Genomic DNA, 23422 nt, shown 5'->3' with positions numbered 1-23422 from the left:
TACGCAAAAAATGAAATAATAATTTTTAATAAAATCTATGTTAGGAGAATGACGATGTTTATCGATACACATGTACACTTAAACGCAGATCAGTATACAGAAGACCTACAAGAGGTTATTGATAGAGCTCTTGAGGCAAAAGTAGAAACAATGGTTGTAGTTGGATTTGACCGTAAAACCATTGAAAAGACAATGCAACTGATTGAACAATATGATTTTGTTTATGGTGTCATTGGCTGGCACCCCGTTGATGCGATTGATTGTACACAAGAAGATTTGAATTGGATTGAGGAATTAACAGCACATCCAAAAATAGTTGGTATTGGTGAAACTGGGTTGGACTACTATTGGGATAAATCCCCAAAAGATATTCAACAAGCACTTTTCCGCAAGCAAATTCATTTAGCGCAAAAGGTGAATTTACCAATCATTATTCATAACAGGGATGCAACAGGGGATGTTGTACGTATTTTACGTGAAGAAAATGCAGCATCCGTTGGAGGCGTTATGCATTGCTATAGCGGTAGTGTAGAAACTGCACATGAATGTATTGCTATGAATTTTATGATTAGCCTTGGTGGGCCGGTGACATTTAAAAATGCACGGATGCCCAAGGAAGTGGCGACAGAAATACCGTTAGAGCATTTGATGATTGAAACAGATGCACCGTATCTAGCGCCCCATCCATATCGAGGAAAGCGTAATGAGCCAGCTTTTGTGCCATTAGTGGCAGAAGAAATTGCGCGTTTAAAAGGGTTAACCATTGAGGAAATTGCACAAGTAACAACAGCCAATGCGAAAAAATTTTTTAGGATTGACTTTTAACTAGCTGAGATGCCTCCAATATTGGGTTTGTGGTTGGTCAAAATGGCGAAGTCAATTTTCTTAGAAATACTTTCGGGTTGACAGTGCCAAATCTAGTCCGTATAATCCAACCTTGTATTAAGGAGGCGTTTTTTCATGTCAAATAATTCCATGAAAAACTTGTTCTTAGGATCATTGAGGAGTAAGCAAACAGTGGTAAGAATTATTTCACTTGTCCTGTTTGTATCTGTAATTTCATTTGTACTTTATCAAGGTACTAAACAAACCGTAACGCTTGAAGCAAACGGAGAAAAAATCGAAGTAACAACACATGCCAAAACTGTAGAACATTTATTACAAGATCAAAATATAGACATAGCAGAGCATGACAAAATATCACCCTCTCTGAACACCAAAATTGTTAATGGATTAGCAATTTCATGGGAACAGGCAAAAGAAGTAACTATTTCAGTTGATGGAAATCAGTCAAAAGTTTGGACAACTGAAACACTAGTGAAAGACATTTTGAAAGAAGCGAATATTCAAGTATCTGAACACGACTCTTTAGTACAAGGTCTGGATACAGAGGTAGGAGCAGAGAACAAAATTGATATTCAAAAAGCGTTTCAAGTAGCTCTTGTCGATGGTGTAAAAGAAAGACAAGTATGGTCCACTTCGACTACGGTCGCTAACTTTTTAAAACAACAAGGAATTCAGCTTAATGAATTCGATCGTGTCGAAAATAACCTCGAGGACGTTCTTACTCCGAAGAGTAAAATCACAGTAGTTCGCGTAGAAAAGGTTATCGATGTAGTGGAAGACTCTTTAGATTTCGCAGTTGAAAAGAAGCAGGATGCTTCGTTGCAGAAGGGAAAACAAAAAGTGGTGACAACGGGCGAGAAAGGTTCTATTTCTCGAACGTTTGAAGTCGTGAAAGAAAATGGTAAAGTGGTAGCCAAAAATCTAAAAACTGAAAAGGTTTTAAAAGAGCCGAAGAAGCAAGTGGTAGCAGTAGGTACTAAAACTGTTGTTGCAAGTGCGGCGACTGTATCACGTGGTTCAGCAGAGCCAGCTAACGGTAAAGAATTTTATGTTACTGCAACGGCCTATACACCGTACTGTAAGGGATGCTCAGGTACATCTGCCACTGGCATTAATTTACGTTCAGGTGCTGGATTAAAAGTAATTGCGGTAGATCCATCTGTTATTAAGCTTGGCTCAAAAGTATGGGTTGAAGGCTATGGAACAGCAGTAGCAGGGGATACTGGTGGTGCAATTAAGGGTAATAAGATCGATATACTTGTACAATCTGATTCCCAGGCTAGTAAGTGGGGCGTAAAGAAAGTGCGTATAAAAGTATTAAATTAAAAAAATTGTAAAATTAATCAAATGTTTTTTCACTAACTTTAGCTTTCCTGTTTTGACTGGCGGGAAAGCTTTTTTATCTTTATTTAGTAATTTTTATGTCTAAAAACAGATTGTGCCCTCTAGGCAGAATGCAAATACTTTGTCCATAGGTCAAGTGTTCACAATACATAACCGTGTATTCCTGTACAATCATACAGTGCAGTTGTAAAATGGTCTGAAGATAAGGTAGAAAAGAGGAGCCTTTTTGCAAATAAAAGAAATCATTGTGGTTGAAGGGAAAGATGATACAACTGCCATTAAAAGAGCTGTACAGGCAGATACTATAGAAACAAATGGTTCAGCAATTTCAGAAGAAACGCTGAAGCGAATTCAGCATGCACAGGATAAAAGAGGTGTAATTGTGTTTACTGATCCTGATTATCCGGGACGTCGAATTCGTGCAATTATAGAAGAACGTGTGAAAGGTGTTAAGCATGCCTTCTTACCAAAAGCAAAAACGATTGCCAAAAACGGTAAAGGGCTTGGAATTGAGCACGCAGCAGATGAGGATATACGTAAGGCACTACAACAGGTCTATACGCCGAATAGTGAAAAGCCAACTATTGATGATATAACGCTAGAGGATTTAATGACAGCACGTTTAATTGGACATCCTCAGGCAAAATTTCGTCGGGATCGTCTCGGGGAGCTGTTGAATATTGGCGCAACAAATGGTAAGCAGCTTCACAAAAGGCTGAAAATGTTTCAAATTACAGAACAGCAATTTGGTGCGGCTGTCGCACAGCTAGATCAGGAGGAAAACAATGCATAAGGATATTGCAACACCAATTAGAACGCAAGAAATTTTAAAAAAATATGGATTTTCATTTAAAAAAAGCTTAGGTCAAAACTTTTTAATAGACCCAAACATTTTAAGAAATATTGTTAGTCATGCAAATTTAACTGAAAATAGTGGTGCAATTGAAGTTGGTCCTGGCATTGGAGCATTAACAGAACACTTAGCTAGAAGTGCTAAAAAGGTAGTATCCTTTGAAATTGATCAGCGACTATTGCCTGTATTAGAAGATACATTAAGTCCATATAATAATGTAACGATTGTACATTCGGATATTTTAAAGGCAGATGTTGTTAAAGTAATTGAGGAAGAGATGCCGGGTATTGAGGATATTATGGTAGTAGCTAATTTGCCATATTATGTGACAACTCCGATTTTGATGAAATTGCTAAATGACCGCTTACCAATAAGAGGTTTTGTTGTCATGATGCAAAAGGAGGTTGCAGATCGTATAACAGCCAAACCAGGAACGAAAGAGTATGGTTCATTATCGATAGCAATTCAATATTATGTGAAGGCTGATATTGCCATGACCGTGCCAAAGACTGTATTCATGCCGCAGCCAAATGTAGATTCAGCGGTAATACGTCTAATTAAGCATGATGAACCCCCTGTAAAAGTGATTGATGAGGATTTTTTATTTGTCGTGACACGTGCATCCTTTGTGCAGCGAAGAAAAACAATCTTCAATAATTTGCAATCGGGTTTACCTAATGGAAAGCAATATAAAGAGAAAATTTTAGAGGCTTTAACAGCAGTAAATATAGAGCCGACTCGTCGAGGAGAAACACTTACCATTCAAGAGTTTGGGAAATTAGCGGATGCACTCTATCCGACATTTGTAAAGTAAGAAATTTTGTTAACATTTTTTCTTGTAAGTAAAAAAAACAGCATTTTTTATAAAAAATAAGTTGACAATATTTATTCAGGGCTGATAAAATATTATATTTTGTTGACATTTTTGGGCGAATCGCTTATACTAATCAATAGTGAGGTGTAAGCGAAAATGCCAAAAACTTTAGCGGACATTAAAAAGTCGTTGGATTGTCATTTGGGTAAACGTTTGCAGTTAAGAGCAAACGGAGGTCGCAAGAAAACGGTCGAGTGTGCAGGGATATTACGTGAAACATATCGTGCTATCTTTGTAGTTGAGCTTGATCAAGAGGACAATACGTGCAAGCGCGTATCGTATAGCTACACAGATATTTTAACTGAAGCAGTAGAGATTACTTTTTTAGACGAAGCAAAGGCTGCTGTCGCAAAATAGTTTCTAGTACTTATTTCTATATTCTGAAACACTCATGTATGTTAAAAACTGCATGAGTGTTTTGCGTTTTTCTGGACATACTAAATTCGTCAGTTGTTAAAGGAGGAGTTTATATGCCTAGAAAAGGTATCATGTCACCTCGATTAAAAGAAGAGATCGCAAAAGAGCTTGGATTTTATGATGTTGTGCAACGAGAGGGCTGGGGCGGCATTAAAGCTCGTGACGCCGGTAATATGGTCAAACGTGCCATAGAAATGGCTGAACGAGCAAGTAATGAGCAAGACCAAAATAAGTAGACTATTTTTGTTAAAATAGCCAACTTATAAAAAATAATTTCGTTTAGCAGGGATGAAATTTTTCTGCTAACACAACAACACAACTGACGAGAGAGAACCGTTACGCCAATTAGGGGTATACGGTTCTTTTTTTCCATTTTCGGGTTCCCATTATGGTAAAATAAAATGAATAATCTTGTACGTAAGATGAAAGGTTGTTGCGAAAGCGAAGAGCTAACGGAGCGCCAGCCAATAATTACGACAAAGCATAAATTGATAAGTGTAGCTATAAGGGAGGAAGAAAGATGCTTTATGTAAAGGCGCCTGCAAAAATAAATTTAACATTAGATGTACTTTATAAAAGACCAGATAATTATCACGAAGTAGAGATGGTCATGACAACTGTCGATTTAGCAGATCGTATTAGTTTGGAATCCCGAGAAGATGGCGTTATAGAAATAATTTCCACTGATAACTTTGTGCCGAATGATCACCGTAATTTTGCTTATCAGGCAGCGCGTCTAATTAAAGATACATACGGCATTGGACAAGGTGTATCCATTACTATAGAAAAAGAAATACCAATTGCAGCAGGTCTTGCAGGGGGCAGTAGTGATGCAGCTGCTACATTGAAGGGTTTAAATGAGCTATGGAATTTAGGGTTATCGATTGATGAATTAGCTGAACTTGGAGCAAAAATTGGATCAGATGTTTCGTTTTGTGTCTATGGCGGCACAGCATTAGCAACAGGGCGTGGAGAAAGGATCCAGGAATTACCACCACCCCCAAACTGTTGGGTAGTCTTAGCAAAACCAAAAATCGGTGTTTCAACTGCTGAGGTGTATGGGGGACTCAGAGTAGAAGGGTTAGAGCATCCAAATACCATGCAAATGATTCATGCTATAGAAACAGAGAATTATGAGCTTCTGTGTTCATCATTAGGAAATGTTTTAGAAACTGTAACATTTAAGCTGCACCCAGAGGTAGTCATGTTAAAAGAGCAAATGAGGCGCTTTGGTGCGGATGCAACATTGATGAGCGGAAGCGGTCCTACGGTATTTGGTCTAGTAGACAGCGAGGCTCGAGTAAGCCGCATTTATAATGGTTTACGTGGTTTTTGTGAAGAAGTATATGCTGTGCGTATTTTAGGTGAACGAAATACGCTTGCTTAAAACCGCAAATTTGTGTTAATTTTACCTATAAATATTCGTGTTTAGGAGAGGGTCGCATGAAATGGAAGCGTAGTGAACGACTAGTGGATATGACATATTATTTACTAGAACATCCACATCAGCTGATCCCGCTAACTTATTTTTCTGAATTATATCAATCTGCAAAGTCCTCCATTAGTGAAGATTTAACGATTGTAAAAGAAACTTTCGAAGAAAAAGGAATCGGGTTATTGATGACAGTACCGGGCGCTGCAGGTGGAGTGAAGTATATTCCTAAAATGTCCGAGGCTGAGGTACGTTTAGTGATTCAAGATTTAAAGGCAGAGCTTGAACATTCAGATCGTTTGTTACCAGGCGGTTATTTATTTATGACTGACTTACTCGGCAATCCAGATTTAATTAATCGAGTTGGAAAAGTCTTTGCATCGGCATTTGCTGATCAACAAATTGACGTTATTATGACTGTTGCTACAAAAGGAATTTCTATTGCACATGCTATAGCAAGACATTTAAATGTACCTGTTGTAGTAGTTAGAAGAGATAGTAAAGTAACAGAGGGTTCTACAGTCAGCATCAACTATGTTTCTGGTTCTTCCAGAAGAATTCAGACAATGGTATTATCAAAAAGAAGTATGAAGAGTGGACAACGTGTGCTAATTACTGATGACTTTATGAAAGTCGGTGGTACAATGAACGGCATGAAAAATTTATTAGAGGAATTTGATTGTCAGCTAGCAGGTATCGCCGTACTTGTAGAAGCTGAGCATGCAGATGAAACTTTAGTAGATGATTATTATTCGCTCGTTAAGCTTCATGAGGTCAATGAAAAAGATCGTACAATTGCATTAAGTGAAGGTAACTATTTTTCTAAAAGGGGACATGATAAATGAAAGTAGTAGCAACAACAAATGCACCAGCAGCAATCGGACCATATTCGCAAGGAATTATAATAAACGGTATGTTTTACAGCTCTGGTCAAATCCCGTTAATGGCAGCTGGTGAATTGGTAGAGGGTGATATTACAGTTCAAACAAACCAAGTGTTTGCTAATTTAAAAGCAGTTTTAGAAGCTGCTGGAACATCTTTAGATCATGTTGTGAAAACAACAGTTTTTATGAAGGACATGAATGATTTCGTGGCAATGAATGAGGTATACGCAAGTCACTTCGGTAATCATAAACCTGCTCGCTCTGCTGTAGAGGTTGCACGCCTTCCAAAGGATGTAAAAGTGGAAATTGAAGTTATTGCCATTGTTAAATAAGTAAAACTCGCTAAAAGAACAATCTTTTAGCGAGTTTTTTTTAGGGCTGACAAACAATTGTCAAAATTTACGTAAATTAGAGAAAATATTATATTAATAAGTATTCAAATTTTTTAGAAAATTTGATAGACTATGAAAAGGAAAATATTCGGTAATTAAGAATATTATATTTTCATTTAGGCATCTAAGAAGAGAGGTGGTGAGAAAATGGAAGTTACTGATGTAAGATTACGTCGTGTTCAGACGGATGGTCGCATGCGTGCGATTGCTTCCATTACACTCGACAATGAGTTTGTAGTTCACGATATTCGAGTAATTGATGGAAATACTGGATTATTTGTGGCTATGCCAAGTAAACGAACGCCAGACGGTGAATTTAGAGATATTGCGCATCCGATTAATTCGACTACTCGTAATAAAATTCAGGAAATTATTTTAAACGAGTATCACAATTCAAGCGAATCAGAAGAGGCCGATAAAGCTGAAGAATTAGAAGGAATTGGCGTTTAGCAAGAAAAATATTATTGTTATCAAAGTACAGGCTGTGAAAAGTTTAGAGCAATCTAAAAGTCAAATGATTTGTTAAATTTCTAAAAATTTTCAAATTTAAGGTACTTTTGACAAAAATAAATATTAAGAGCTCTTCTTATTCGGAGAGTTCTTTTTATTTTGGAAGTAAGAGAAAAATAGTAGTTTATGGACATACATACAAACAATCGAGCATAAGGTGCATTTCATTTCGGAATTCATCTTTTTGTCAAGTCTACACACCTTGAAAATAGATGAATTTTGCTATATAGTCATAAGAGAAAATGAGCGTATTGGAGGACTTACAGATGAGCAACGTTTTTGCTGTCATTTTGGCTGCAGGTCAAGGTACACGTATGAAGTCCAAATTATATAAAGTGCTCCATCCAGTATGTGGGAAACCTATGGTTCAACATGTGGTGGATCATATTCAAACGTTAGATGTAAATCGCATCGTAACAGTTGTAGGACATGGTGCAGAAAAAGTACAACAACAGCTTGGCGATAAAAGTGAGTATGTTTTACAAGCTGAACAACTAGGTACTGCACACGCTGTTCAGCAGGCAGAGGCTATTTTAGGTAGTGAAGAAGGGACAACATTAGTTGTCTGTGGTGATACACCGCTTATTCGCCCTGAAACAATGCAAGCTTTATTTGAGCATCATCAAACAAAGGGTGCCAAGGCAACAATTTTAACTGCACTTGCAGATAATCCAACAGGTTATGGTCGTATTTTACGCGGCGACAATGGACAAGTGGAGCAAATTGTTGAGCAAAAGGATGCTTCTACAGAGCAGCAATTAGTAAAAGAAATAAATACAGGCACATACTGTTTTGATAACAAAGCGTTATTTGAGACGTTAAAGCTTGTGAAAAATGACAATGCTCAAGGTGAATATTATTTACCTGATGTTATTGAAATATTACAAAAGCAAGGCGAGATTGTTGAAGCGTATGTAACGGAAGATTTCGAGGAAACACTCGGTGTCAATGATCGTGTTGCTCTATCACAAGCAGAGACATTAATGCGTACAAGAATTAATGAGCAGCATATGCGTAATGGTGTATCTATCATTAATCCAGAGGCAACGTATATTAGTGCAGATGCTGTGATTGGCCGTGATACTATTATTCAACCAGGCTCTATGATTGAAGGGAAGACAATTATTGGAGAGGATTGTCTAATTGGTCCTAACTCACAAATTATAGATAGCCGCATTGGTAATCGTACAACAGTGCATTCTTCTGTTGTGCGTGAAAGCGCTGTAGCAGAAGACACAGCGATTGGACCATTCGCAAATATTCGACCACTTTCTGATATTGGTAGCCATGTGAAAATTGGTAACTTTGTAGAAGTGAAGAAAAGTAAGCTTGGGGATGACACAAAAGTATCGCATTTAAGCTATATTGGCGATGCGGAAATTGGCAACAATGTTAATATTGGTTGTGGTTCCATTACTGTCAACTATGACGGAAAAAACAAGTTCCAAACAATTATTGAAGATGATGTATTTGTAGGATGTAATACCAACTTAGTAGCACCAGTGAAAGTTGGAAAAGGTTCATTTATTGCAGCAGGTTCTACAATTACAAAAGAAGTTCCTGAAGACGCACTTGCTATTGCACGTGCAAGACAAGAAAACAAACCGAATTATGTAAGCAAATTAAATTCAAAATAATTATCAACTAAACAGGAGGCCATCATGCCGTATCATTATGCAAACTCACAATTAAAAATATTTTCACTTAATTCTAATAATCCACTTGCTCAAGAAATCGCGCAAGAAATGGGTGTTGAATTAGGGAAATCTTCTGTTAAGCACTTCAGCGATGGAGAGATTCAAATTAGCATTGAAGAAAGTATTCGTGGTTGTGATGTGTTTATCGTGCAGTCTACTTCTGCACCTGTAAACGAACATTTAATGGAGCTTTTAATTATGGTGGATGCAGTTAAACGCGCATCTGCTCGTACAGTAAACGTTGTAATGCCTTATTATGGATATGCACGTCAAGACCGTAAAGCAAAGGCACGTGAGCCAATTACAGCTAAATTAGTGGCTAACTTACTTGAAACTGCTGGTGCAACACGTGTTATCGTATTGGATCTACACGCACCTCAAATTCAAGGATTCTTTGATATCTTGATTGACCACTTAATGGCGGTACCTTTATTATCTGATTACTTCAAATCAAAAGGTATTCCAGCGGATGAAATTGTAGTAGTTTCTCCAGACCACGGTGGTGTAACACGTGCTCGTAAAATGGCAGAACGTTTAAAAGCACCGATTGCAATTATTGACAAACGTCGTCCAAAACCAAACGTTGCAGAAGTAATGAACATTGTTGGTAATGTTGATGGTAAAGTGGCAATCTTGATTGATGATATTATTGACACTGCGGGTACGATTACGATTGGTGCAGATGCATTACGTGCTGCTGGCGCAAAGGAAGTTTATGCTTGCTGCTCTCACCCAGTACTGTCTGGTCCAGCTATCGAACGTATCGAAAATTCTGCAATCAAAGAATTAGTTGTAACAAATACAATTCAGCTGGCTGAAGAGAAAAAATCACCAAAAATTACAGAGCTTTCAGTAGCTAAATTAATGGCTGATGCAATTTCTCGTGTTTATGAAAACAAATCTGTAAGTACTCTATTCGATTAATAAATATATGGCTAAATAAAGAACAAATCTATCTTTACAGGTAGATTTGTTTTTTTATAGGTCTCTTTTGTGTGAATTTTCTTATAAAAGGGTATAATGGTAATTGTGACTTAATAATATTTCACGACTTATAAAGATAGAAGTGAATATTATTATAGCCTTCAACAATTGTCATGCGTATCCTTTTGAGGTGTAGTGACATTTGTAGTAAGGCGTAAATAATTTTTCTTAGAAGGGGAAGATATAGATATGAGTACAGTATTAAGTGTTACAAAGCGCGAAGCTGGGCATCGTTCGACTTTAACCCAACTTAGAAAAGGGGGAGCCATTCCTGCGGTTATTTACGGCTATAATTTAGTTTCAACCCCAATTTCTATTTCAGCGAAAGAATTTAAAAAATCTATTCAAAAAAATGGACAAAACAGTGTGTTCTCGATGGAGTTAGAAGGGAAAAAGGTAAATGTTGTGGTGTCAGAGATCCAGCAGTGCTCTTTAAGAGATGAAGTGAACCATGTAGACTTTTTAGCCATTAATATGTCTGAAGCGTTAGAAGCGGATGTCCCTATTAAACTAGTTGGTGAGTCAATTGGTGTCAGTGAAGGTGGCATTTTGATGCAGCCTAACTTAGAGATAAAAATTAAAGTGAAACCGGCTGACTTGCCTGAAGCAATTGAAATTGATATTACGAATCTTAAAATTGGCGAAACCATCACGGTAGCTGATATTCGTGAGACTATTAGTTTTGATGTTGTTAGTGAAGATGATCATATCTTGGTCACACTTATGGCTCCAGTTGCTATTGAAACTACCGAAGAAGAACAATAATAACAATATATTGCAAAGGCTATTAAAGAGGCTACATCTCTTTAATAGCCTTTTTGGTTTAAATAATTTTTATGCAAGAATGTACGAAATGCTTTCTTAGTGTACGATATGGTAAAATAATGACTATTAGATGGAAAAGAAGAGAGGTACTTATGAAAATTATCGTTGGTTTAGGGAACCCAGGTAAACCTTATGAGCATACAAGACATAATATTGGCTTTGATATTATTGATGCGATAGCTGAAAAATGGGGTACACCTTTAACAAATTCAAAGTTTAATGGTATGTATGCAACTGTACATCGTCCAGAAGGAAAGGTTCTACTTGTTAAGCCTTTAACATATATGAATTTATCAGGGGAATGTGTTGGGCCTCTTATGAATTACTTTGATATTGATGTGGAAAACTTAATTGTCATCTATGATGATTTAGATTTAGAAACAGGTAAATTACGCCTTCGTCAAAAAGGAAGTGCGGGTGGACATAACGGAATTAAATCATTGATTCAACATTTAGGCACGCAAGAGTTTAATCGTATCCGTGTTGGTGTGAGTCGCCCTCCCGCTGGTATGAAGGTCGCAGATTATGTGTTGTCAAAATTTTCGAAAGAAGACCAAGCTGCCATTGAAAACACTGTTGAGAAGTGTGTAAATGCAGTTGAAGCATCTCTTTCAAAGCCATTTCTTGATGTCATGAATCATTTTAACGGATAGCCAAATAAAAACGGCTATAAGTTTCAATTTTTTGTGGATGTAAGTGTCATAGGCAGTATTCTTGATAGTCTCCAACACAATGCTAAGATTATTCATTTTTTAAGTCAAAGAAATAAAACATTCATGCTTAGTGATTATTGAGTAGTGCATAATCCTTTTTAGAAATGTCTATACTTTAAGTAGTAAGCTGCTTAAAGGAGGATGATTTGGAGATGTCAGTTCGCTATCGATGTCGGCATTGTGAAGTAGAAATAGGGACACTCCCATTTGATGCAGATGATACAATTCGAAAGCTGCATATTTTCGAAATGGGAGAAGCAGATGATTATGTTGAGAAAGATCAACATGGACATACAACTGTGCACTGCATATGTGAGCAATGTGAGGATTCGCTGAGACAATATCCAGATTATCATGCACTCAATAAATGGATTCAATAATTGGAGAGATGCTTTGGCGCACATTGTGTGCGTTCAAAGCTTTTTCCGTTTAACAAATGACAAAAATTGATACGTATTATCGTACTAGATTCATAGTATATAGCGATAGAAATACGCGCTGAAAGGAGCTTTTGACTGTGGAAGTTTTACGACAGTTAGTGTCGCAGGACAAACATATCACATCATTTTTACAGGAGATTCAGATCGGTCAAACTGTATCACAGCTTATTACAGGACTAACAGGAAGCGCACGCCCAGTAATGGTCGATGCGTTATTCGAATATGTACAAAAACCGATCTATATAATTTCTCCTAATTTATTGCAGGCACAAAAGATGGTTGATGAGCTTGCTGGTATTTTAGGAGAAAAATATGTTCATTATTATCCTGCTGATGAGTTTATTGCTGCAGATTTGTCTGTAGCATCACCTGAATTACGTGCAGAACGTATTGCTACACTCGATTGTCTAGCTAGAGGTGAAAAGGCTGTTTATGTAATACCAGTTGCAGGCTTACGCAAAATGATGCAGCCAAAAGAACATTGGCTACAATACTTTTTACAAACTGCAGTAGGTGAAGATATTCAAATTGATGAATGGCTACAAACATTAGTGGGAATGGGATATGTCCGTAATTCAATGGTAACAACACCTGGAGAATTTGCATTACGTGGCGGAATTTTAGATATTTATCCTCCTTATTTAGAGTCCCCAATTCGTATTGAGTTATTCGATACAGAGGTGGATTCGATTCGAACATTTTCAGCAGATGATCAGCGATCCATTGATAAATTACAAAAAATTCGAATCCTTCCTGCGTCAGAAGTGATTTTAACGAAGGAAGAAAGGGTGGCATTGGCTGATCGCTTAGAAGCCGCTTTAGCAACAAGCTTAAAGAAGGTTAAAAAACAGGAGACAAAAGAGCTACTGTTTCAGCATATTCAATATGATATTGAATTGTTACAGCAGGGTAATTTACCTGATTATGTAAATAAGTATGGTTCGTTGTTGTATGAGAAAACAGCCTATCTCGGTGACTATTTTGCTCATAATGGAATCGTGTTATTTGATGAGCTTGGTCGTATTCAAGAAGTTATGGATGCTTGGGAACGAGAAGAGGATGAATGGTTTTTATCGTTAATTGAAGAAGGTAAAATGGTTCACGATGTAAAGCCAGCTTTCTCCTTAAAAGAAATTTTGGCAATGCTGTCTCAACAAAAATTGTATTTCTCATTATTTTCTCGAACATTTGCAGGTGTAACATTTAATAAGACAACGAATTTTTCTTGTAAACCAATGCAACAGTTTCATGGGCAAATGTCATTGTTACAAAGCGAAGTTGAACGTTGGTTACTTGGTAAATTTACAGTACTCATCGTTGCCCGAGATAAAGAGCGTGTTAAACGCGTTCAGCAAATGCTAGAGGAATATGATATTTATGCAGTAAGTGGTAAGCCTACAGAACCGGGTATTTATATTGTAGACGGTACACTTTCTAGCGGTTTTGAGCTCCCTCTGCAACGCTTAACAATTGTGACAGAGGATGAGCTTTTTAAGCAGCAGGTCAAGAAAAAAGCACGCTCTCAAAAGATGACCAATGCAGAACGTATTAAAAGCTATACAGAAATTAAACCTGGTGACTACGTTGTCCATGTTCATCATGGTATTGGGAAATATATAGGTGTAGAAACCTTAGAGGTAAATGGTACACATAAAGATTATTTACACGTTCGCTACCGAGCTGATGATAAATTATATGTTCCGGTAGAGCAAATTGACTTGATTCAAAAATATGTGGCATCTGAAGACCGTGAACCGAAGCTACATAAACTTGGTGGGGCAGAATGGAAAAAGACCAAAGCTAAGGTATCCTCAGCTGTGCAAGATATTGCTGATGATTTGATTAAGCTCTACGCGAAGCGTGAAGCTGAGAAGGGACATCCATTTGCTCCAGACAACGATGATCAACGTAATTTTGAAGCTTCCTTCCCTTATGAGGAAACGGAGGATCAATTACGTTCCATTATTGAAGTAAAGCGTGATATGGAGCGTGAACGCCCTATGGATCGTCTTGTTTGTGGCGACGTGGGCTATGGTAAAACAGAGGTAGCTATTCGAGCTGCATTTAAAGCGATACAGGATGGAAAACAAGTGGCCTTTCTTGTGCCAACAACTATTTTGGCTCAGCAACATTACGAAACAATTCGTGAGCGTTTCCAGGACTTTGCGATGAATGTCGGTCTCCTATCACGCTTCCGTACAAAAAAGGAGCAAACAGCTACGTTAAAGGGATTAAAGGAAGGGCAAATTGATATTGTTATAGGTACACACCGAATTTTATCGAAAGATTTAACGTTCCAAGACCTTGGACTGCTTATTGTCGATGAGGAGCAGCGTTTTGGTGTCACACATAAGGAAAAGATTAAACAGTTAAAAACAAATGTAGATGTCTTAACACTTACGGCTACCCCAATTCCAAGAACACTTCATATGTCGATGGTAGGTGTCCGTGATTTATCTGTCATTGAAACACCACCAGCTAATCGTTTCCCTGTACAAACGTATGTAATGGAACATAGTGGTGCGTTAGTACGTGAAGCCATTGAACGAGAAATGGCGCGTGGAGGGCAAGTATTCTATTTATACAATCGAGTAGAGGATATGGCTCGAAAGGTTGAAGAAATTCAAGTCCTTGTTCCAGAAGCACGCGTAGGACACGCACATGGTAAGATGACAGAATCAGAGCTAGAATCGGTGATATTAGCCTTTTTAGAAGGTGACTATGATGTCCTTGTAACAACGACTATCATTGAGACGGGCGTTGATATACCAAATGTGAATACATTGATTGTGCATGATGCTGACCGAATGGGCTTGGCACAGCTCTATCAATTGCGAGGACGTGTAGGTCGTTCCAATAGAGTAGCATATGCATATTTTATGTATCAACGTGATAAGGTTTTAACAGACGTGGCGGAGCAGCGATTACAGGCAATTAAAGAGTTTACAGAGCTTGGATCAGGCTTTAAAATTGCGATGCGAGATTTATCTATTCGAGGTGCTGGGAACTTATTGGGGGCTCAGCAGCACGGCTTTATCGATTCAGTAGGCTTTGATTTATATTCACAAATGCTGGAAGAAGCAATTGCAGAGCGTCAAACAGGTGTGAAAAAAGAAGAAAGACCTGATATTGAAATTTTATTAAGCGTTGATGCATATATCCCAGATGTATACATTCCAGATGGCTATCAAAAAATTCAAATGTATAAACGTATTAAAGCAATGGATCAGGTGGAAGAATATCATGAAATCATTGAGGAATTAGAAGACCGATTTGGAGATCTTCCGATTGAAACGGAGCGGTTACTAAAAATTGCACGTATGAAGGTATGGGGCTTAAATGCCGGTGTATTATCAGTAAAGGAAAAGCAAAAAATTATTACGATTTTATTATCAGAAGAAGGTACGGCAAATGTCGATGGTGGTAAAATTGTAGAGCAATCCATGAAATTTGAACGTGCTGTTGGCTTCGGCATGGATAATATGCAATTGAAATTAACAATTGATGAACGAAAGTGTGGAAAATATCAGCCTTTTGATATTTTAGAAGAGATGATGCAAATGATCTCTAATGCAAAAAAACAACCTTAAAAGAAAGGCTGATTGTATCTTACATAGGATAACGATCAGCTTTTCTTTTTATATTTTGAGATCAAAATTTAATTACTCAATAAATTTTTTCAGTAATCACTAATAGAAATTTATTCAATTGGTTATTCTAAATTTAAGTTGATTAAGGTTAAATTCTACACACAAATAGCCTTTATAGCATGATTTTTAAGGTTTTTGAAAAATATTGTTGGTTGTGAAATCCTTTTTCTTCAGTTTTTGCATAGATTGTTTCATAAAAAACCATACTATATTTGAATAAAAATTTCATTGTAGCGAAAGCGAGGCATTAAGAATGAAGGCAACAGGAATTGTTCGTCGTATTGATGATTTAGGGCGTGTGGTTATTCCAAAAGAAATTCGTAGGACGCTACGTATTCGTGAGGGTGACCCGCTAGAAATTTATACAGATCGTGAAGGCGAAGTCATTTTAAAGAAATATTCTCCTATTAATGATTTGGGGGAATTTGCAAGAGAGTATGTGGAAACATTGTATGAAACGTTAGGTACTCCAGCGTTTGTAACCGATCGAGATGAAGTAATTGCTGTCTCAGGTATCGGTAAAAAAGAGTACATTAATCGTCGTATTACTTCCTTTGCAGAAGGATTTATGGACGAGCGTTCAACAAAAATAGAGAAAATGGAAACAACTATCGAGATTGTCCCTGGACAATATGAGCAAGTAAAGTCATATTGTGCAACGCCTATAATGGTAAATGGTGATCCTATTGGCTGTATTATCGTTTTATCAAAGGTACACTTTGTAGGTGAAGTAGAAGTAAAAGTTGTCGAAACGGCTGCAAACTTCTTAGCTAAACAAATGAATACTTAGTTGAAATTAAAAGTTATTGTGCTGCCTTTTTGAGGCTGTACAATAACTTTTTTACATAGTCCTTATGTCGATAATAAAAAGAGATGCTATAGGGCGCGTCAAACTTTTGAGATATGCTATACTATTGGCATTGTTAAAGAAGGAAAGAGGGCAATTTATGTCGGAACGTTTTGGCATGAAAAGCTACATGAAGGGTGCGGCCCTGCTTACAATTGCAGCACTTATAGTTAAGGTTCTTAGTGCAATTTATCGTGTGCCTTTTCAAAATCTTGTTGGGGATGAAGGCTTTTATATTTACCAGCAAGTATATCCAGTCATTTCTATTTTTGTCGTATGGACATCTAGTGGCTTTGCAGTAGCCATTTCTAAGATGCTTGCAGATAATGATTGTATAGTAGATCCACTGGAGCGAAATAAAAAACGAAACAGTATTATACGTATTGTTTTTAGATATCTAACTGTATTATCATTGCTGTTCTTTGCAGCTTTGTTTGGTGAAGCAGATATGATTGCACAGTTTATGGGTGATGCCCAGCTAGCACCTTTAATACGGACAGGTTCATTTATAGTACTTGTTATGCCAGCTCTTGCCGTTATTAAAGGAGGCTTCCAATCAAGAGGGATTATGGAGCCAATAGCTTATGCACAGGTGCTTGAGCAAACTGTCAGAGTATCTGTTATTTTAGCAGGTACATTTATGATAATGGCAACGACAAAATCGCTATACGGTGCTGGACAGATGGCTATTATAGGTACAGTCGTTGGTGAAGTTGTTGGTTTTATTGTGTTAGCATTTATCTTTAAAAAAAGATTTGGACTAGTGAAAAATAAGAAATTACAGCAGCATTATGCAGGCTATCCAATTATTAAAGAGGTCACACTACTCAGTTTAAGTGTTAGTATGAGTGGCTTGTTATTGCTTGGCTATCAGTTAGTTGATTCCTTTACAATTTATTCGTTGTTATTAGATAGTGGCATGGACCAAACAATGGCGAAGGAAACAAAAGGTATTTATGATCGAGGTCAGCCTTTGGTACAGTTAGGCGTCGTCATTGCATCTTCACTTTCATTGGCAATCGTGCCACTTGTCGCACATATGTCTAAAAAGCATGAAGGTCGTAATGCCATTCCGTTTATACAGCTAACATATAGAGCATCTGTGCTATTTGGAGGAGCAGCATCTTTAGGTTTAGTACTAGTTATGCCTTATATTAATGAAATGCTCTTTAAAACGGATGTACTGTCAGAAGTACTCATGGTATATGTGTTACAAATCGTCCCTTTGTCAATTATTTTGACGTTCACAGCTATTTTGCAAGGCTATGGAAAATTAAAAAGGCCAGCTATATTTTTATTGGTTGGTTTTATCCTAAAAATAATATTGAATGTGCTGACTATTCGTTTGTTTGGCGTTTTAGGTGCAGCCATTGCTAACAATACAGGGTTATTGTTCACAGCCCTAATGCTAGTTTTCTATTTGAAGAAAATGACAGCAGTGCAATTAGCACCTAGTAGCTTTTATAAAAAATTTGGCATTGCAGCAATCTCTATGACGGCTGTAGTAATACTTTGGCTACAACTTGTACCAGAACTGCTACATCCTTATTTATCGCCTCGAATGGTGGCGGTGATAGCAGGTTTCTCAGCAGTGAGTATCGGTGCATTTGTGATGATGACAGTGATTGCTAAGCTACGAGTATTAGCAGAAAAAGAATGGTATTTACTACCGTTTGGACGTAGAATGGCTGTTTATCAATTATGGTTAAATCGGAAAAAGTAGGTGGATTAATTGAAAACTTTAACAGTGATTGGCTTAGGTGCAGGGGATTTTGATCAGCTGCAAATGGGTGTTTATAAAAAATTAAAGGCGGCACAAAAATTATTTGTTCGCACGGTGGATCATCCCGTACTCGAGGCATTGTCAGCAGAGGGCTTACAGTTTGAAAGCTTTGATGCTGTGTATGAAAAACATAGTTCATTCCAGCCTGTGTATGAGGAAATTGTAGAAAAGCTTGTCCAAGCAACAGCATTTGCTGATGTTATGTACGCTGTTCCAGGGCACCCACTTGTTGCTGAGCAGACGGTTCAATTACTGATTGCTGCTTCAGATGAAGGAAGAATAAATTTAGTCATTGAGGGCGGACAAAGCTTTTTAGACCCAATCTTTGGAGCGTTAAAAATTGACCCAATTGAGGGTTTTCAATTGCTTGATGGTACTAGCTTTACTATGCATGACATTAACATGCGTCAGCATATTTTAATTGCCCAAGTATATGACACATTCAGCGCCTCTGAAGTAAAGCTTACATTAATGGAAAAATATGATGATGAATACCCTGTTACGGTGGTTACAGCCGCAGGATCATCACAGGAAAAATTGATAACAGTACCACTTTATGAGCTTGATCAAAGTGTAGAGGTGAATAATTTAACAACGGTTTATGTACCACCTGTAAAATCACAGGAAGAGGCATTGCGAGATTGGTCAACATTCAGGCAAATTATCGCTGTTCTAAGAGGTCCAAACGGCTGTCCTTGGGATCAAAAGCAAACACATGAGTCCCTGAAAAAATATTTACTAGAAGAAGCTCATGAATATTTGGCGGCTGTGGATGCAGAGGATGACTTTGCTATGATTGAGGAGCTTGGAGATGTACTATTACAAGTATTTTTACATGCGCAAATAGGAGAAGATCAGGGTTACTTTACATTGGAAGACGTTTTAGCTTCCATTAGTGAAAAGATGATTCGTCGCCATCCACATGTTTTTGGAGATGTTTCAGTAGAAGATGCGGAAGATGTCGTAGCCAATTGGGAAGCTATAAAAGCACAGGAGAAGGGTGTGAGCGATAAGCCACTATTGGAAGAAGAATATAGGTCATCGTCTGCCCTTCAAACAGCTTTAAATTATCAAAAAAGAGCAGCAAAAGTAGGTTTCGACTGGCCCGATGTGGATGGTGCATGGGATAAGTTTTCAGAGGAATGGCAGGAATTTCGTCATGAAGTAACAAAAGGTACAAATGCGTCACGTCTTGATGAGTTTGGAGATGTATTATTCACACTTGTAAATTTAGCACGTTTTTATAAACTATCTCCTGAAGAGGCAATGTTACATGCAAATGAGAAGTTTGCGAGACGATTTGGTTATGTTGAAAAAAGGGTAAAAGAAAGTGGAAAGCCTTTTTCTGATTATACTTTAGAACAATTAGATGCTTTCTGGAATGAAGCTAAGCGAAAAGAAAAGGAGTAAAATATGAGATTAGATAAATTTTTAAAAGTATCCCGTTTAATTAAGCGCCGTACACTAGCGAAAGAAGTGGCGGACCAAGGTCGTATTACGATAAATGGAAAGATCGCAAAAGCAAGTAGTACAGTAAAAGCTGGTGATGAGCTAGCTATTCGTTTTGGGCAAAAAGTTGTCACTGCACGTGTAGATGAATTGCGGGACACTGTGAAAAAAGAAGACGCTGCAAAAATGTTTACGATTTTAAAAGAGGAGCGTTTGGATAAAATAGAGCCAGAGTTCATTGATGAGGAAGATTAATTGAATATAAGCAGTTACTTTTTCTGAATTCCTTCTTAGCAATCAAAGCAAAAGGAGTAGATAACTTTAATAAAGTTGTCATGCTTTGGAGGTTGTCCGCATAAAGTGAACAGAAGCTAGGACGACTAAAGGAGGAAGAAAATGACGCTACATCAAGAAAGTAATCGTTACACAATTCCATCTGGAGAACATATTTTAACGATTCGTAATCGTAAAAGAATGGACATGACTTCTGTAAAATCAATTGAACGCTTTGATCAGGAAGAATTTTTCATTAAGACGTCCCAAGGGCATTTGTTAATCCGTGGAGAGGAACTGCATATCGTTCATTTAGATGTTGATAAAGGACTATTGACACTTGAAGGAACTGTAAAGACCTTACAGTATGACGAGGAAGAAAGTGGCTTCTCGAAAGGTTTCCTTCATAAATTGTTTGGATGATTGTTAGTGAACAATTTGTTCAGCTATTAGTCATGGTATTGAGCGGTATAGCAGTTGGGTTTATAATTGATAGTGTTAGGCTCATTGTTTTTTCAACTCCAAAAAGGTCAAGCTTTCGAAAGTGGATGATGGTATTTGAATTACTCACTTGGATTCTACTAGGAGGGCTGACGTATTATTTATTATTTTGGCTAAAAGATGGCGCTTGGCGGGCTTATGACCCGCTGGCGCAGATTGCCGGAATCTTTTTGTATCAAACGTTTTTTCAAACTTTTTTACGTTTCATTGCAAGGATTTTGGTAAATATAACATGGAGACCCTTCTGGTTCATCTTACGATTAATTATCACCATTATTCGACAAATTTTGAAAATAATTATAAACATTTTTGTGTTTGTTTTAAGACCTTTTGTCAAAATTTATTCGTATTTGTCCAACACTTTTTTAAAAAAATTTAGTTTTATCAAGTATAATAAGAAACAACAATAATTTTCGGAGGTGCGGGCATGACTAAACGTCATTCATCAAATGATGACCAACAAAACTTTACTAAACTTGATAATGACTATGTCCGTAACACGGATAAAGCTATTAATCGTAAAAAACAAGCTCGTAAACGAAAAATACGCCGAATTGTCTTTTTTGCGATTGTACCAGTCGTTATTATTGCTTTTCTCGTTAATATACTTTTCCATCAAAATGAAGTTTTGGCTGAAAAAGAGAAGAAAAGGGACGAAGCGAATCAGCATCTTACAGAAATAAAAAATGAACGGGATTCATTAAATCTTAAAATTAAGCAATTAGAAGATGATGAATATATCGCAAAGATGTTACGTAAAGAGTATTTCTTATCCGAAAAAGGAGAAATAATTTTCATTATTCCAGAAAAGAAGGATAAAAAAGACGACTGAAGAGCTATGTATTGTTGACACTCTTTTATTGTTATATATAATGAAAAGAGAAACTTATTGTAGTAAAAAGTTTGATTAAATTGATTACATGGCTCAAAAGAGTCGCTTAATTTTTAAGGAGGAGCATTTTTTTTATGTCAATTGAAGTAGGCAGCAAGGTACAAGGTAAAGTAACAGGAATCACAAATTTTGGAGCATTCGTTGAGCTGCCAGATGGCAAAACAGGCTTAGTTCACATCAGTGAAGTTGCTGACAATTATGTAAAAGATATCAATGAGCATCTAAAAGTTGGAGATGAAGTTGAAGTAAAAGTGATGAATGTTGAAGCGGACGGAAAGATTGGTCTTTCAATTCGTAAAGCAAAGCCTCAAGTTGAGAGACCAGAGCGCCCTCAACGCCCACGTCGTGACAATCGTTCTAACGATCGTAACGAGCGCCACCAGCCAAAAGAGAATTTTGAGCAAAAAATGGCACGTTTCTTAAAAGATAGTGATGAGCGTCTAGCAACGCTTAAACGTGCTACAGAGTCAAAACGCGGTGGTCGCGGAGCTAGAAGAGGGTAGTTTGCTGACTGTTTTAATCGTAGAAAAAGTGTATGAAATAGAGTTGGGATTAGCTTTCTGAAAGAGCTAATCCTTTTTTTATTAGTTTTAAAAAAGAATCCATTATCTTATAAAAATGATGGATTACTTCCTCTACGAAAAAAATTAGTGCAAACTACAAGAATAAATAAGCTACACCCGCATCTATTCCTCTATAACGATTAGTTACTGATTTTTTATAACGTTGAAGTTGGTCTTTTTTTCTTTTTAAGTGTTGATACGGTTGTTTCTTCTACAGTAGTCTCAGAGGATTTAACAGTTGGCCTTACTATCATTTTTATAAGTAACAGTACACCGTAAACACTTATGGCTAGTCCAGTGAGGAGTAAAAATATCTGTACGACAAATGGTAAATTAATAAGGATGGATATGAGAATAATCATAGAGCCGCTACCACAAATCAAGGCGGCTTTTGTTAATGATCCCAAAGGATTAACCTCCTAATAACATGTTCTTTTTTCTATATAGTATGCCATATTATTAGTAGGCAAGGATAGAGAAAAAAGCAATCTCTGTAATTCCGATGTAAATACATGGCTTTTAGATTCCAGTTTTTCAAGTCCCAAAAAGGCGTCTCAGATTATTTTCTGAGACGCCTTTTTATGATGACCCCTACGGGATTCGAACCCGTGTTACCGCCGTGAAAGGGCGGTGTCTTAACCACTTGACCAAGGGGCCTCTCTATGGTGGCGGCCGAGGGGATCGAACCCCCGACCTTACGGGTATGAACCGTACGCTCTAGCCAGCTGAGCTAGGCCGCCAAAAATATATGGAGCGGAAGACGAGGTTCGAACTCGCGACCCCCACCTTGGCAAGGTGGTGTTCTACCACTGAACTACTTCCGCAAACTGCTCTAAGCGACAAGTTAAATAATACAAGCCTTTGTCACTAGTGTCAAGTAGCTTTATAAAAAATATTAATAAAAATACATCCAATGTAATTTTAAAAGTGGGAAATTTAGCAAATATTTTGTTCTTAAGTAGAAACTTATCAGCGCAAGCTTTGACCATTATTTTTATGACGAAAAGTGGAAATACATTAAAGATAAAAAACAATTGAGGTATCTAATCCTATGGTTGCTAATATTTACAGATCTAAAAACAATTTGTGATGACGATTTAATTTTATAAAAAAACAAATTAATATTTAAGTAGCTGAAATTTTTGTAGAGATTGCTGCCAATTCTCGTATTTATGCATATGTATTCGTCGAAATTTTTAAAATATTTCCTGTCACCGTCAGACAATCTTTCCAAGCATAATTTCTTATAATAG

The 23422-nt window shown here is 37.2% G+C and carries 25 protein-coding genes and 3 tRNA genes; 24 read left to right on the top strand and 4 right to left on the bottom strand.

The features are described from left to right. Positions 1–54: 54 nt before the first annotated feature. The 24 genes from AC3WOM_RS14100 to AC3WOM_RS13985 all read left to right on the top strand — a co-directional run bounded on the left by AC3WOM_RS14100 (position 55) and on the right by AC3WOM_RS13985 (position 22109). Positions 55–825, top strand: coding sequence for a TatD family hydrolase (locus tag AC3WOM_RS14100; protein WP_492447308.1), 771 nt, complete (start codon positions 55–57; stop codon positions 823–825). A gap of 135 nt (positions 826–960) precedes the next feature. Further along, positions 961–2172 (top strand): resuscitation-promoting factor, encoded by a 1212-nt coding sequence (locus AC3WOM_RS14095; protein ID WP_492447307.1) that lies wholly within the window; start codon positions 961–963, stop codon positions 2170–2172. Between the two features lie 244 nt (positions 2173–2416). Further along, a complete protein-coding gene (gene rnmV, locus AC3WOM_RS14090; protein WP_492447306.1) occupies positions 2417–2983 on the top strand; it encodes a ribonuclease M5 in 567 nt (188 codons plus the stop codon). Continuing rightward, entirely contained in the window at positions 2976–3857 is an 882-nt protein-coding gene (gene rsmA, locus AC3WOM_RS14085) for a 16S rRNA (adenine(1518)-N(6)/adenine(1519)-N(6))-dimethyltransferase RsmA (RefSeq protein WP_427545290.1), read from the top strand. Before rnmV ends, rsmA begins: the two co-directional genes overlap by 8 nt. 156 nt (positions 3858–4013) lie before the next feature. Next, positions 4014–4274, top strand: a complete 261-nt coding sequence (gene veg / locus AC3WOM_RS14080; protein WP_283870258.1) for a biofilm formation stimulator Veg — start codon at positions 4014–4016, stop codon at positions 4272–4274. A 113-nt stretch (positions 4275–4387) separates the two neighbouring features. Further along, positions 4388–4570, top strand: coding sequence for a small, acid-soluble spore protein, alpha/beta type (locus AC3WOM_RS14075; protein WP_054772167.1), 183 nt, complete (start codon positions 4388–4390; stop codon positions 4568–4570). Between the two features lie 284 nt (positions 4571–4854). Continuing rightward, positions 4855–5721 carry a 4-(cytidine 5'-diphospho)-2-C-methyl-D-erythritol kinase gene (ispE, locus tag AC3WOM_RS14070; RefSeq protein ID WP_492447305.1) on the top strand — a complete coding sequence of 289 codons (867 nt, stop codon included), beginning with the start codon at positions 4855–4857 and terminating at the stop codon, positions 5719–5721. 56 nt (positions 5722–5777) lie between these two features. Beyond that, a complete protein-coding gene (gene purR / locus AC3WOM_RS14065; RefSeq protein ID WP_004229190.1) occupies positions 5778–6611 on the top strand; it encodes a pur operon repressor in 834 nt (277 codons plus the stop codon). Further along, entirely contained in the window at positions 6608–6982 is a 375-nt protein-coding gene (locus tag AC3WOM_RS14060; protein WP_492447304.1) for a RidA family protein, read from the top strand. The genes purR and AC3WOM_RS14060 overlap by 4 nt, the downstream gene beginning before the upstream one ends. A 207-nt stretch (positions 6983–7189) precedes the next feature. Then, entirely contained in the window at positions 7190–7492 is a 303-nt protein-coding gene (gene spoVG, locus AC3WOM_RS14055) for a septation regulator SpoVG (protein ID WP_054772170.1), read from the top strand. A gap of 326 nt (positions 7493–7818) precedes the next feature. Next, positions 7819–9189 carry a bifunctional UDP-N-acetylglucosamine diphosphorylase/glucosamine-1-phosphate N-acetyltransferase GlmU gene (glmU, locus tag AC3WOM_RS14050; protein WP_492447303.1) on the top strand — a complete coding sequence of 457 codons (1371 nt, stop codon included), beginning with the start codon at positions 7819–7821 and terminating at the stop codon, positions 9187–9189. A gap of 24 nt (positions 9190–9213) precedes the next feature. Next, positions 9214–10173 (top strand): ribose-phosphate diphosphokinase, encoded by a 960-nt coding sequence (locus AC3WOM_RS14045; RefSeq protein ID WP_054772172.1) that lies wholly within the window; start codon positions 9214–9216, stop codon positions 10171–10173. Positions 10174–10422: 249 nt separating this feature from the next. Then, the gene (locus AC3WOM_RS14040; protein WP_492447302.1) at positions 10423–10998 is read left to right on the top strand and encodes a 50S ribosomal protein L25/general stress protein Ctc; all 576 of its coding nucleotides are present in this window, start codon (positions 10423–10425) and stop codon (positions 10996–10998) included. Between the two features lie 152 nt (positions 10999–11150). Continuing rightward, the gene (gene pth / locus AC3WOM_RS14035; protein WP_427545274.1) at positions 11151–11711 is read left to right on the top strand and encodes an aminoacyl-tRNA hydrolase; all 561 of its coding nucleotides are present in this window, start codon (positions 11151–11153) and stop codon (positions 11709–11711) included. A 212-nt stretch (positions 11712–11923) separates the two neighbouring features. Beyond that, on the top strand, positions 11924–12151 hold the full coding sequence (locus tag AC3WOM_RS14030) for an anti-sigma-F factor Fin (RefSeq protein WP_427545272.1): 228 nt from the start codon (positions 11924–11926) through the stop codon (positions 12149–12151). 137 nt (positions 12152–12288) lie between these two features. Beyond that, complete coding sequence (mfd, locus tag AC3WOM_RS14025; protein WP_492447301.1) at positions 12289–15801, top strand: transcription-repair coupling factor; 3513 nt, start codon at positions 12289–12291, stop codon at positions 15799–15801. Between the two features lie 313 nt (positions 15802–16114). Next, the gene (gene spoVT / locus AC3WOM_RS14020) at positions 16115–16651 is read left to right on the top strand and encodes a stage V sporulation protein T (RefSeq protein ID WP_427545268.1); all 537 of its coding nucleotides are present in this window, start codon (positions 16115–16117) and stop codon (positions 16649–16651) included. A 157-nt stretch (positions 16652–16808) separates the two neighbouring features. Then, complete coding sequence (locus AC3WOM_RS14015) at positions 16809–18431, top strand: putative polysaccharide biosynthesis protein (RefSeq protein ID WP_492447300.1); 1623 nt, start codon at positions 16809–16811, stop codon at positions 18429–18431. A gap of 9 nt (positions 18432–18440) precedes the next feature. Then, positions 18441–19901: a bifunctional methyltransferase/pyrophosphohydrolase YabN gene (gene yabN, locus AC3WOM_RS14010; protein ID WP_492447299.1), complete on the top strand. Its 1461-nt coding sequence runs from the start codon at positions 18441–18443 to the stop codon at positions 19899–19901. 3 nt (positions 19902–19904) lie between these two features. Beyond that, positions 19905–20195, top strand: a complete 291-nt coding sequence (locus tag AC3WOM_RS14005; protein WP_492447298.1) for an RNA-binding S4 domain-containing protein — start codon at positions 19905–19907, stop codon at positions 20193–20195. 141 nt (positions 20196–20336) lie between these two features. Continuing rightward, complete coding sequence (gene yabP / locus AC3WOM_RS14000; protein ID WP_004229167.1) at positions 20337–20636, top strand: sporulation protein YabP; 300 nt, start codon at positions 20337–20339, stop codon at positions 20634–20636. Next, positions 20633–21124 (top strand): spore cortex biosynthesis protein YabQ, encoded by a 492-nt coding sequence (gene yabQ, locus AC3WOM_RS13995; protein ID WP_427545260.1) that lies wholly within the window; start codon positions 20633–20635, stop codon positions 21122–21124. The genes yabP and yabQ overlap by 4 nt, the downstream gene beginning before the upstream one ends. A 17-nt stretch (positions 21125–21141) precedes the next feature. Next, on the top strand, positions 21142–21546 hold the full coding sequence (locus AC3WOM_RS13990; protein ID WP_427545258.1) for an FtsB family cell division protein: 405 nt from the start codon (positions 21142–21144) through the stop codon (positions 21544–21546). Between the two features lie 134 nt (positions 21547–21680). Beyond that, positions 21681–22109 carry a S1 domain-containing RNA-binding protein gene (locus AC3WOM_RS13985; RefSeq protein ID WP_219363866.1) on the top strand — a complete coding sequence of 143 codons (429 nt, stop codon included), beginning with the start codon at positions 21681–21683 and terminating at the stop codon, positions 22107–22109. 215 nt (positions 22110–22324) lie between these two features. Here AC3WOM_RS13985 and AC3WOM_RS13980 read toward each other — a convergent pair whose 3' ends face one another. The 4 genes from AC3WOM_RS13980 to AC3WOM_RS13965 form a co-directional block, all read right to left on the bottom strand. Further along, positions 22325–22576 carry a hypothetical protein gene (locus AC3WOM_RS13980; protein WP_427545256.1) on the bottom strand — a complete coding sequence of 84 codons (252 nt, stop codon included), beginning with the start codon at positions 22574–22576 and terminating at the stop codon, positions 22325–22327. Between the two features lie 178 nt (positions 22577–22754). Beyond that, positions 22755–22826: transfer RNA gene (locus AC3WOM_RS13975), tRNA-Glu, on the bottom strand. 6 nt (positions 22827–22832) lie between these two features. Next, positions 22833–22909: transfer RNA gene (locus tag AC3WOM_RS13970), tRNA-Met, on the bottom strand. Between the two features lie 9 nt (positions 22910–22918). Further along, positions 22919–22993: transfer RNA gene (locus AC3WOM_RS13965), tRNA-Gly, on the bottom strand. Positions 22994–23422 lie beyond the last annotated feature (429 nt).

The sequence above is a fragment of the Lysinibacillus sp. FW301-JW8 genome (genome assembly GCF_058788755.1).
This window is presented reverse-complemented; position numbering and strand designations above follow the sequence as displayed.